This window comes from Kribbella sp. NPDC056861, assembly GCF_040687575.1.
Classification (GTDB): domain Bacteria; phylum Actinomycetota; class Actinomycetes; order Propionibacteriales; family Kribbellaceae; genus Kribbella.
In genome coordinates this window covers 467,356-478,999 of record NZ_JBFBNQ010000006.1, presented here as the reverse complement: position 1 = coordinate 478,999, position 11,644 = coordinate 467,356, and the positions used below count along the sequence as shown (strand labels likewise).

The window sequence follows — 11,644 nt, the reverse complement described above, 5'->3', positions numbered from 1 at the left end:
CACTAAAGGGGATACTTCACGAAGGTAAGTATTGGGTCAGTGGGTGGGATCGTGCAGGTCCGGGCGCTCGCTCGGGGTGGTGATGGTGACGTTGAGCGGAGCGGTCCGCGCGGTCGCCGGGTTGACCTTGCCGACGGTGATCGGGAGGTTCAGCTTGCTGCCGGCCAGGTCGATGTCGATGGTCGCGCCGGTGTCGTTCGGCGTGGTCCACTCGGTGTCGCTCAAGGTCACCGCGAGGCCGAGCACGCGGCCCTTCGGGATCACCTCGTCCTGCGCCCGCAGCGGCACCGTGACGGTGGTCCACTTGCCCGGGGTGAGCGGCTTCGGCTTGCTCAGCGAACTGCTGTGCGCCGCGTCGATCCAGCCCCGGCTGACGATGCCGTGGTCGCTCTGCTCGGTCTGCTTCTCGACGGTGAAGTAGCAGGCGTCGTCGTACTCGACGCTCGAGCCTTCACAGGTCGGAGTGGTGGTCCGCCGGATGCCGGAGTACCGCTGGGCTTCGCCGTACTCGACCAAGCGGGCGGTCACCGGTGTGGTGGCCGCGTCGGCCTTGATCCGCAGCGTGACCGTCGGCGTACCGCTGACCCGGATCGAGGCCGGGAGCGGCGCGGACAGGAACATCTGCCGGCCCGCGATCACCTCCGACGGCGTGGCCACGATGTCGTCCTCGGTCAGCGAGGTCTCGTCGGTGATGCTGACCGTGCCCTTGCCGAAGGAACCGAGCTTGCCGGCCGCCAGCGGCACCGGCACGGTCTTCTGGGTGGCCGGCCAGGTGGCGTAGTTCTTCCACACGTCCGGCGCGGTCTCGACGGCTGCCATCGGCTCGCGCATCACGTTGTTCTGCAGGCCGAGCAGCCAGTAGTCGAACCACTTGTGCAGCTCGGCCACCCACTCGTCGCGGCGGAACTCGAACGGGTCGACGTGGTCTTCCAGGCCGAGCCAGATCTTGCGCTTCACGTTGTTCTTGGCCAGTGCGTCCCACCACTGCGCGAAGTGGTTGGTCTGCACGTTGTAGTCGCTCAGGCCGTGGGTGACGAAGACCGAGGCCTTCACCTTGCGGGCGTCCTTCAGGTAGTCGCGCTCGGCCCAGAACTTCGTGTAGTCGCCGGTCTCGTCGTCGTCCTGCTCGCCGAGGTCCGCGCGGACGGCGTCACAGGCGGCCGAGTCGTGGCCGACGTAGCCGCCCAGCCAGGGCATGTAGTCGACCGAGTACGGCACTCCGCCGGAGCGGGAGTAGTCGTACCACGAGGAGATCGCCGAGATCGGCACGATCGTCTTCAGCCCGTTCACGCCGGTCGCGGCCACACCGTTGGCCAGCGTGCCGTCGTAGGACTTGCCGATCATGCCGACCGAGCCGGTGCTCCAGGTCGCGCGGACCGGGGCGCCGGTCTTGGTGTGCGCGGAGTTGCGGCCGTTCAGCCAGTCGATCACCGCGACCACGGAGGCGATCTCGTTCTTGCCTCCGACGTCGCCGCAGCCGGTCGAGCGGCTGGTGCCGACCACGTCGACCCCGACCACGGCGTACCCGAGCGGGACGAAGTAGTTGTCGTAGTACAGCGGCATCTTCTGGATGTCGCCGTTCTCGTCGTAGGTCTTCTTCTCGCTCTCGTTCCCGCGGCCGCAGCAGGAGTAGTACGGCGAGGCGTCCATGATCACCGGGATCTTGCGGCCGGCCGCGGCGGTCTCCCGGGGCCGGACGATGTCGACCGCGATCACGTCGTTCGCGCCGTCGGAGTCGGTGTCCATCTTGGTGTCCACGTAGACCGATTCGCGGATCGCGTTCGCGTAGTCGTAGACCGGCTTGGTGCTGTGCTTCTTCGGGTCGACGTTCGGCGGCACGGCCGAGGCCGGCGCGAGCTGCGCGCCCTGCGCCGAGCTCAGCTCCGGCGCGGGCGGGGCAGCGGGGGCAGCGGACGCGCCCTCGACTCCGTCCGGTGCCGGTGCGGCGACCGCGGTACCGGTCACGGTCCCGAGGCACATCAGCGCGGTGGACGAAGCCAGCAGCAGCACCCTGGCGCGGACGGTCGTCATGGCTGGGAAGGCTAGTCATTCCGGGGCCGCAAAGCCAGGTTCTGGAGACATTGCCTACCGCTCAGCGCAGCCCGGCACACCACGGAGGGTGATGACGGGGCCACTTCCGATAGTGTGACCGCCACCCAGGGGGAGATGCACGGAAGGTGGGTAAGGCGATGAACCTGCGAGCACCGGTCACACTGCTCGATGTGGCACAGCGGGCGGGAGTGTCCGTAGCGACGGCTTCACGGGTGCTGAACGGCGGTGACCGGGTACCGCGCCCGGAGCTGCAGGAGCGTGTTCGCGACGCTGCCACGGCACTCGGCTACACCCCGAACGCGCAGGCCCAGGCGCTGGCGAAATCATCCACCAACCTGGTCGGCATCCTGGTCCACGACATCGAGGACCCGTACTTCGCGGCGATCGCGAACGGGGTGATGCGGGCGGCCGACGAGCGCAACCTGCTGGTGATGATGGCCAGCACGTTCCGTGACGCCGACCGTGAGATTGCTTACCTCTCGTCCTTGCGCGCCCAGCGCGCCCGGGCCGCGGTGATGATCGGTTCGCGCCGCACCGACGCCGACGGGCTGGCCCGGACGGCGACCGAGGTGCAGACCTTCCTGAACTCCGGTGCGGGGCTCGCGCTGGTCAGCCAGTCGGGGATGCCGGCCCACACGATCGAGCCCGACAACAAGGCGGGTGCGGCCGAGCTGGCCCGGTCGCTGGTGGGGCTGGGGCTGCGCAAGTTCGGCGTACTGGCTGGCCCTGAGGGGCTGGCCACGGCGAGGGACCGGCGGGACGGGTTCGTCGAGGGGCTGGCCGAGTCGGGGCTGGAGCCGGTCGCGGTACAGGCCGGGGACTTCACCCGGGACGGCGGTCATGCGGCGGCCCTGGAGCTGCTGGCGACCAAGGCCGAGCTGGACTGCCTGTTCGCGGTCAACGACGTGATGGCGGTCGGCGCGATGTCGGCGCTGCGGGCCAACGGCATCGACGTACCGGGGCAGCTCGGGGTGGCCGGCTTCGACGACATCGCGACCCTGCGGGACGTCTGGCCCGCCCTGACCACCGTGCGGCTGCCGCTGGAGCAGATGGGCCGTCGCGCGCTGGAGCTGGCCGTCGAGGGCGGGGACCCGACCACGGAGACCTTCCCGGCCGAGGTCGTACTGCGGGAGAGCACCCGCCGGCGCTGAGCGGCACCGGGCCTGAATATGCTCGCGGCGTGACTGATCCCGCGCAGGTCTCCGAGATTTTCGACCCGTCGAGGTGGAAGCAGGTCGACGGGTTCGACCTGGTCGACATCACCTACCACCGGGCGGTGGACGCCGGCGTGGTCCGGATCGCGTTCAACCGGCCCGAGGTCCGCAACGCGTTCCGGCCGCGGACGGTCGACGAGCTGTACCGGGTGCTCGACCACGCGCGGATGTCGAGCGACGTCGGCTGCGTGCTGATCACCGGCAACGGGCCGTCCCCGCGCGACGGCGGCTGGGCCTTCTGCTCCGGCGGCGACCAGCGGATCCGGGGCAAGGACGGCTACAAGTACGCCGAGGGCACCACCGCCGACACGATCGACCCGGCCAAGGCGGGCCGGCTGCACATTCTCGAGGTGCAGCGGCTGATCCGCTTCATGTCGAAGGTCGTCATCTGCGTCGTACCAGGCTGGGCGGCCGGTGGCGGGCACAGCCTGCACGTGGTCTGCGACCTGACCATCGCGTCGGCCGAGCACGCCCGGTTCAAGCAGACCGACGCGGACGTGGCGTCCTTCGACGGCGGTTTCGGCTCGGCGTACCTGGCCCGGCAGGTCGGCCAGAAGTTCGCCCGCGAAATCTTCTTCCTGGGTGACGAGTACTCCGCGGAAGATGCTTACCGGATGGGCATGGTGAACAAAGTCGTGCCGCACGCGGAACTGGAAAGCGTCGCGCTCGAGTGGGGATTCAAAGTTTGCGCAAAGTCACCCACCGCGCAGCGAATGCTGAAATACTCGTTCAATTTGATTGACGACGGTTTGGTCGGCCAGCAGATTTTCGCCGGTGAGGCGACCCGGCTCGCGTACGGCACCGATGAAGCAGCAGAGGGCCGCGACTCCTTCCTGGAGAAGCGGCCCGCTGACTGGTCGGACTATCCGTACGCGTTCTGACGCTAGTGTCCCGTAAGCGAAGTAGCTCGGCGCTGGAGGCGCCCAGGCACGCACCTCGCGGCACTTGACGAGCATCCACGATGCTCCGCATCGAGGACGCTCCTCAAGCACCGCGATGCACGCACCTGGACACCTCCATCGTTCGAGCTACTTCGCTTACGGGACACTCGGGACTCAGCCCTGCTTCCAGTGCTGCTCGGCGGCACCGGTGCAGCGGCGCAGGAACAGCCGGCCGCCGTTGTCGCTCTTGTCGGCGGTGACGCACTTGCCCTCGGCGGCCGGGTTGACCAACTCGTTCTTCTGGGTGACCCGGAACTGCTGGGCGGCGTTGCCGTTGCAGGCGACCAGCTGGACCGGGGTGTTCTCGGCGATCGAGCCCCAGGCCAGGTCCATGCACTGACCCAGTGACTGGACCGTGCCGTCGGGGTTGAACGTCCAGGTCTGGCCGGCGCCCTTGGTGCAGTCCCAGACCTGGAGCGGCGTGCCGTCCTTGCCGGAGCCGGCCCGGCCGTCCTTGACGTCGACGCAGCGCCTGGTGCCTTCGCTCTGCAGCTGGGTGGCCGAATCCGGACGCGGCCGCAGCGCCTGACCCTCGGCGGCGATCCCTTGTTTGCCAGGCTCCGTCACCTTGTTGGTCACGGTGGCGGTGGCGGTGGCTGTTGTGGTGGCCGTCACAGTGGCGGGCTTCAGCGGCGCCGGGGCCGGCGCGGTGATGGTGACCGGCGGCAGCGTCACGGTGGTGCCGGGCTGGACCACGGTGACCTGACCGCCGGGCGCGGTCATCGTGACCGTCGCGGTGGCGACCGAGATTCGCGGCGCCGACGTGATGGTGGTCTTGGTGGTGGTCGTCATGGTCGCCGTGGTGGTTGCCGTCGGCACCTTGGTCGGGGTGCCGACCGGGGTCTTGACGGAGATCGGCGCGTCCACCGAGATCACGGTGTCGGACTTCTGTCCGCCGCCCATGTGGGTCAGCAGCGGTACCGCGACAGCGGCGCCGGCCACGAAGGTGGTGACGAACGCCGTGGTGGTCCAGGCGCGCCGGTCGGGCATCGGCGCCACCCGGGGAACCACCGGCCGGCGGGCGAAGGTCTTGGCGAAACGGGCCGGGTTCTGCTGGCCGGACCGGCGAAAACCGGGCGATCGAAAGAGCGGCACGTCGACTCCAGAGGTGGGGGCGGACAGCGGTCAGGCGCCTGGTTGAAGGCATGACCACATTGAGAATCTCCCGAACCAGGGGCAGGAGTCAACGGATTCGTGAGTCACGCTCTCATCACAGTCGGAGACTGGATTGTGGCTGATTGTTCACCTACAGTCGGCGGCAATGGTTGCATTCTTCCACTAAGTTCAAGATCTGAATTCCAGGTCCTCCGCCCCTAAAATGAGGTCCCGACATCGACGAGATCAGCGCGAGCCGAATGAAAGCCATCGAGCTTTGTTTGGCCGAACGCGAGACCCTGCGCCGCTATGTTCAAGGCCTGGTGGGCTGGAATACGTTTGCCGTCGAAGATGTGATCCAAGAGACACTGCTTCGGGCCTGGGTCCAGGCCGAGACTCTGGACTGGGAGAGCCGGCCGATCCGGATGTGGCTGTTCCGGGTCGCCCGCAACCTGGTCGTCGACCTGCACCGCCGGGAGAGCCGGGCGATCCCGGTCGGGCTGTGCCAGACCGAGTTCGAGTCGGATCGCAGCGAGCCGGACCCGGCCGACCAGGTGACCGAGCGGACCGTGCTGGTGGAGGCGCTGAACCGGCTGTCCCCGGCGCACCGGGAGGTGGTCACCCGAGTTCACCTCTGCGGTCATCCCGGTGAGGATGTCGCTTTGGCGCTGGACGTCCCGATCGGTACCGTGAAGTCGCGTACTCACACTGCCGTCCGCACCTTGCGGGGGGATCTGTTGCGTCGCGGATGGGGCGAGGCCGCTGCATGACGGCTATGCAAGGCGGCAGCAACGTCCGCACGATGCTCGGGTACGCCGGCCTGGTGATCCTGGCTCTCATCCTGCTCAACCTGCTGGTTCGGCGGCTCGGTGGCTGGCGTCGCCTGGGCCGCTTCATCAAGCGGGAGACCAGCCGGACGGTCCATGCCTTCGTCGACCCGATCGCGGCCCGGATCCGGTACCGGCTCCGGGTGCGCTTCCTGAGCCGGATCCTGCGCAACAAGAACGGCTGGGCGCAGGCCGAACAGGCGATGGGCTACGCGGCGGCCGTCGACCCCACGATGGCGCCGTACGCGCTGGCGATCGCCAAGCAGCGGATCGGAGTACTGGTGGTCGGGGCGACGGCTGAGCGGGCCCTGCCGTCGCCGTGGCTGAAGGACCAGACGGATCCGCGATTGTGGTGGATCGAGCGCCGCGCTCTCACGGACTACTCGGTGCCGTCCGGGCACGTGCCCGCGCAGACGCCGTTGCTGGCCTGTCTCGGGACCGATGCCAGCGGCAAGAACGCGATCATGATCGACCTGTTGGCCGGCCCACCGTCGCTGTCCGTGTACGGCGTACCGCGCACGGCGCAGGCCGTCGTCCAGGCGCTGGCCGCGCAACTCGACGTACGGCTGCCGGCCGGTGCGGTCGAGGTGGCCGACGGAGTGCACAGCAAACACGACGGAATGCCGCTGGACGAGGCGATCCAGCGGCGCGGCGCCTGGTTCGTGATCGGCGCCGAGAAGCTGGAGACGCCGGTGCCGAAGGGCGTGCGGCTGGTCAGCCTCGGGGTCGGCCGGGGCAGCTCCCGTTTGATGGAGACGACACCGGACCACGGCCTGCGGCTGCACGGCGCGGCGACCTGGCTGGAGATCGACCCGCTGCCGCTGGCGGCGGCCGTCGCCCGGTCGGTCCGGCGGATGCCGCCGCACGACTTCGAGACCCGTGGCCCGGACGGCCCCGCGATCGGCACCGACGACTTCGGTGATCTGGATCTGCCGGTGGGTGTGGCCGGTGTGTCGGTGCTCGGCTCCGAGGCCGGGCGACCGACGGACGCGCCGAGAGGAAAGACAGCGTCGTGGAACTGAACCTGACAACCGTCGAGCAGCGCGGCGAACGGCGTACCGATCGGGTGGTGAAGCTTCCCCGTGGTCTGTCCGTCGGCGGTTTCGCCGAGGGGCTCGGGCGGCCTGGCCTGCCGTTGTTCGTCGGGACCAGGCGGCTGGACTCTGCTGCTCCACTGGCTGGGTCGGGCGTTCGCGATGGCGGCGTACTCGGGGTCGGGGCTCCGGCCGAGTCGCCGAACCTGGTGCAGAGCACGGCTGCTGCGGCGCCGGTCGTCGTCGAGTTGCATGCGGTGTCCGGTCCTGACGCTGGTCGCGTCTGGCGGATCGGGCCGGGCAGCCACGAGATCGGTTCTGATCCGCTGTGCTCGATCAGGCTGAGCGGGAGCGGCGTACCGCCTAGTGGCTTGTGGGTCACGGTCGGACCGTCGGGCGAGACGTACTGGCACCAGACCGAGACGATGGCCGGCAAGGTGATGAGCCGCCGGGTCGGCCCGCCGGAGGACGACGCCGCGACCAGCGCGATCCGGGTCGAGGACGTCGAGAACCCGCAGGACGGGACGTCGCCGGCCAGCGACCCGGGCGAGGTTCCGATCGGCCAGGTGAACGAATGGCCACCGGAGGAAGACCTCTCGGTCGGCTCGGTGCTGTTGCGCTGCAGCGGATCGCTGGAGCCGGTGGCCGCGATCCGGGCCGCCGACGACGGGTTCGGGCTCGACTACAACCGGCCGCCGCGGATCGCGCCGCACCTGGACGACAGCAAGATCCGGCTGCCCAACCCGCCGCCGCCGCCGGCGAAGCGGCCGTTCCCGTGGCCCGTCGTGCTCGCCCCGGTGGTACTGGGCATGGTGATGGTCGGGCTGTTCAACTCGTACTACTTCCTCATCTTCACGATGCTGAGCCCGTTGATGATGGGCATGAACTACTTCAGCGGCCGGAAGAGCAACCGGGCCGAGCACCTGGAGGCGATCCGCCGCTACGTCGCGCGGCGTGCGGCGCTGGAGGAAGAGATCCACGTCGCGGTCACCCGGGAGCGGTTGATCCGGAACGTGACCGCGCCGGACCCCGTTCGCGTTGCACAGTTGGCGATGCGGCCGGGTAGCCGGTTGTGGGAACGGCGTCGCAACGACCCCGACTACCTGCTGCTGCGACTCGGTACCGCGGACCAGGCGTCGCTGAAGGAGCTCGACGACCAAGGTCGCGAGGAGAACCACCGGACGATTCGCTGGACGATCCCGGACGCGCCGGTCGCCGTACCGCTGCGTGGGCACGGCGTGATCGGCATCGCCGGCAACTATGCCGAGTCGCGTGCGCTGGCCCGTTGGCTGGTGATCCAGTCCGCGGCGCTGCACTCGCCGCGGCAGTTGCGCATCGTCATCCTGGCCGAGCCGGACCGGATGGAGGACTGGGCCTGGGTGCGCTGGTTGCCGCATCTGCGGCCCGAAGGCGCGCCGGCCGCAGTACTGATCGCCAACGACGAGGCGACCACCGCGTCCCGGGTGACCGAGCTGATCTCGCAGGTGCAGGGCCGGCAACGGCGGATCGAGGCCTCCAGCAACAAACAGGAGCCGTTGAGCGATCCGGAGGTCGTCGTGATCGCCGATGGCGCGCGGCGGCTGCGCGACGTACCGGGATTCATCCAGGTGCTGACCGACGGGCCGTCGGTCGGCGTCTACAGCATCTGCCTGGACCGCGACGAGCGGTTGCTGCCGGAGGAGTGCGGCGCCGTGATCGCGACCGGGCGCGAGACGCTGACGGTGAAGCGGCCGGGGTTGCCGGACCAGAAGAACGTGCGCGCCGACCTGGTGACGTCGGAGTGGGCCGAGCAGATCGCGCGGGCACTCGCCCCGGTGCGCGATGTCAGCCCGGACCACGACGCGGGTCTGCCGAAGATGGTGAAGTTGCTTCCTGAGCTCGATCTCGAGCCGCCGACGGCCGAGGCCCTGGTGAACCGGTGGCAGCGACGCCCGGCCAGTACTTCGTTCGTGCTGGGCGCCGACTTCGACGGACAGTTCGTCCTCGACCTGGTGACCGACGGGCCCCACGGCCTGATCGCCGGTACTACGGGCTCAGGTAAGTCGGAGCTGCTGCAGACGCTGGTCGCCTCGCTCGCGGTGGTCAACCGGCCGGACGAGCTGACCTTCGTTCTCGTTGACTACAAGGGCGGAAGCGCGTTCAAGGAGTGTGCCGGTCTGCCGCACACCCTCGGCATGGTGACCGACCTGGACTCGCACCTGGTCGAGCGGGTGCTGGAGTCGCTGGACGCCGAGCTGCGGCGTCGGGAGCGCATTCTGGCCGCGGCCGACGCGAAGGACCTGGTGGACTACCAGGCCAAGCGACTGGTCGACCCGTCGTTGGGCCGGTTGCCGCGACTGGTGCTGGTGATCGACGAGTTCGCCGCGATGGTGCGGGAGATCCCGGACTTCGTGCCCGGGTTGATCTCGATCGCTCAGCGAGGGCGGTCGCTCGGGATCCACCTGATTCTGGCGACCCAGCGGCCTGCTGGTGTGGTGACCGGTGACATCCGGGCCAACACGAACCTGCGGATCGCCTTGCGGGTCACGGATCAGGCCGAGTCGCAGGACATCGTCGACGTGAACGAGGCTGCCTCGATCACGCCGGACATTCCCGGCCGGGCGATCATCCGGCGCGGGCCGCGGCTGGCCGACCTGTTCCAAACTGCCTGGGTCGGTGCCGAGCGCGATGTGGTCGACGACCTGATCGAGCAGGGTCCGCCCGACGCGTCGAACATGCAGGTCACCGACCTGGAGTGGGAGGCGTTGGGCAAGCCGGCCGTCAAGGACGAGCGGCCGGTGGAGGTCGACGACACTCCGGCGACGTTGGCGGTCACGGACCTGATGGCGTTGGTCGATGCGGTCCGTGGGGCTGTCGACCAGCTCGAGGACTTCGCAGTACAGCCGAAGCCTTGGCAGCCTGCGTTGACCGCGCAGCTGTTGTTGTCGGATCTGCCGGACACCACGCACAAGAAGCTGTTCGCGCCGTACGCGCTGGAGGACCTGCCGGCGTTGCAGCAGCAGCGAGTGGCCGGTGTCGACTTCGAGACTTTCGGGCATCTGTATGTGATCGGAGCGCCGCGGTCGGGGCGGACGCAGATGCTGCGGACGCTGGCCGGGTCGGCGGCGAAGAAGATCAGTACTGCGGACCTGCACATCTACGGCATCGACGCCGCTGGTGGTGGTCTGGCGGTGATCGAGACGCTGCCGCACTGCGGTGGAGTCGTCTCGCGGCACGACATGGAACGGATGAGCCGGATCCTGCGGCGGCTGGGCCAGGAGATCACCGAGCGGCAGGAGTTGGCCGGCAAGCACAACGCGACTGGGCTTACCGAGCTGCGGAACATGCTGCCCAAGGTTTCGCGGCCGGCGCACATCCTGGTGCTGATCGACGGCTGGGACGCACTGGCGTCGATGCTCGACGACCACGACCAGGGTCAGGTGCTGCAGGACGTCATGCGGCTGCTGCGTGAAGGCGCGGGTGTGGGCGTGCACGTGGTGGCGACGTCCGAGCGGTCGTTGCTGGGCGGGCGGTTGTCGTCGCACAACGACCACAAACTGCTGCTGCGGCAGGCTGATCGGACCGACTACCAGGCGGCCGGGCTGCGGCTGACCAAGGTGCCGGCGAACGTGATCCCGGGGCGTGGCTGGCACGTGCTGACCGGGACGGAGACGCACATCGCCGTACTGGCCGAGGGTGGCGGCGCCGCGCAGGTCGACGCGATCCGCGACATCGCGGCCGAGGCGAAGAAGCGGGACGCGAAGGTGCCCGCCGAGCGGCGTCCGTTCGCTGTCGCCGAATTGCCTTCGTCTGTTGAGTTTTCCGCGGCGTACGAGCTGGTCCCGGTCGAGGACCGGCGGCCGCTGTGGGGCCTGGTCGGGCTCGGTGGCGACGAGGCCGGCGCGCTGGGCGTCGACCTCAAGGGGGTGGCGTCGTCGTTCGCAGTACTGGGGCCGCCTGGGTCGGGGCGCAGCAACGCGTTGTCGTCGCTGGCCGTCTCGTTGCTGGCCGGCGGTACGACGCTGGTGCTGATCACTCCGCGCGAGACCCCGCTCCGTACGCTGGAACGGCATCCCCAGGTGGTGTTGATGCCGCAGGCGGACCCGGGCGAGGACTTGCTCCGCTCAACCTTGGACGGCATCCCCGGGCCCAAGGTGGTGATGATCGACGACGCCGACCTGGTGATGTCCGCCTCCGCCGACAAGCTGCTCAAGGAGATCATCGTCTCCGGCCGGGACAGCGGCATCGGCCTGGTCTTCGCCGCCTCGACCGACGGATTCCAGTCCGGCATGGGCGGCTGGCCCACCGCGGCCCGGCGAGCCCGTCGAGGACTGGTGATCGAACCACGCTCGATCGGCGACGGCGATCTGATCGGGGTGCGGTTGTCGCACAACATCACCCGGGCCACCCCGAAGACCGGGCGGGCCTGGACCACGGGCCCTGGCTCGACGCCGGTCGCAGTACAGATCCCGCTGACTACCTTGCGGGTCTAACACTAGCTA

Annotated in this window: 7 protein-coding genes; 5 read left to right on the top strand and 2 right to left on the bottom strand. The window is 69.0% G+C overall.

What is annotated here, in order from left to right:
- Window positions 1-36: 36 nt before the first annotated feature.
- A complete protein-coding gene (locus tag AB0P21_RS30390) occupies window positions 37-2,031 on the bottom strand; it encodes a Xaa-Pro dipeptidyl-peptidase (protein WP_363700780.1) in 1,995 nt (664 codons plus the stop codon).
- Window positions 2,032-2,189: 158 nt separating this feature from the next.
- Here AB0P21_RS30390 and AB0P21_RS30385 point away from each other — a divergent pair, with 158 nt between their 5' ends.
- Entirely contained in the window at window positions 2,190-3,203 is a 1,014-nt protein-coding gene (locus tag AB0P21_RS30385) for a LacI family DNA-binding transcriptional regulator (protein ID WP_363700778.1), read from the top strand.
- A 29-nt stretch (window positions 3,204-3,232) separates the two neighbouring features.
- Complete coding sequence (locus tag AB0P21_RS30380; protein ID WP_363700776.1) at window positions 3,233-4,147, top strand: 1,4-dihydroxy-2-naphthoyl-CoA synthase; 915 nt, start codon at window positions 3,233-3,235, stop codon at window positions 4,145-4,147.
- Window positions 4,148-4,321: 174 nt separating this feature from the next.
- Here the strand turns inward: AB0P21_RS30380 and AB0P21_RS30375 are convergent, their stop codons facing one another.
- Complete coding sequence (locus AB0P21_RS30375; RefSeq protein WP_363700775.1) at window positions 4,322-5,302, bottom strand: RICIN domain-containing protein; 981 nt, start codon at window positions 5,300-5,302, stop codon at window positions 4,322-4,324.
- Window positions 5,303-5,562: 260 nt separating this feature from the next.
- On the opposite strand from AB0P21_RS30375, the gene AB0P21_RS30370 reads away from it, so the two are divergent.
- From AB0P21_RS30370 to AB0P21_RS30360, 3 genes are read left to right on the top strand one after another with little or no spacing between them, the layout of a single operon-like run.
- Complete coding sequence (locus AB0P21_RS30370) at window positions 5,563-6,072, top strand: sigma-70 family RNA polymerase sigma factor (RefSeq protein WP_363700773.1); 510 nt, start codon at window positions 5,563-5,565, stop codon at window positions 6,070-6,072.
- Window positions 6,069-7,151: a hypothetical protein gene (locus AB0P21_RS30365; RefSeq protein WP_363700771.1), complete on the top strand. Its 1,083-nt coding sequence runs from the start codon at window positions 6,069-6,071 to the stop codon at window positions 7,149-7,151. Before AB0P21_RS30370 ends, AB0P21_RS30365 begins: the two co-directional genes overlap by 4 nt.
- Window positions 7,142-11,635, top strand: a complete 4,494-nt coding sequence (locus AB0P21_RS30360; RefSeq protein WP_363700769.1) for an FtsK/SpoIIIE domain-containing protein — start codon at window positions 7,142-7,144, stop codon at window positions 11,633-11,635. The genes AB0P21_RS30365 and AB0P21_RS30360 overlap by 10 nt, the downstream gene beginning before the upstream one ends.
- The last annotated feature ends 9 nt before the right edge of the window (window positions 11,636-11,644 follow it).

Excerpts from the sequence above, each read along its gene's own strand:
- AB0P21_RS30390 (WP_363700780.1), bottom strand. The coding sequence starts at position 2,031 with ATGACGACCGTCCGCGCCAGGGTGCTGCTGCTGGCTTCGTCCACCGCG.
- AB0P21_RS30385 (WP_363700778.1), top strand. The coding sequence starts at position 2,190 with ATGAACCTGCGAGCACCGGTCACACTGCTCGATGTGGCACAGCGGGCG.
- AB0P21_RS30370 (WP_363700773.1), top strand. The coding sequence starts at position 5,563 with ATGAAAGCCATCGAGCTTTGTTTGGCCGAACGCGAGACCCTGCGCCGC.
- AB0P21_RS30365 (WP_363700771.1), top strand. The coding sequence starts at position 6,069 with ATGACGGCTATGCAAGGCGGCAGCAACGTCCGCACGATGCTCGGGTAC.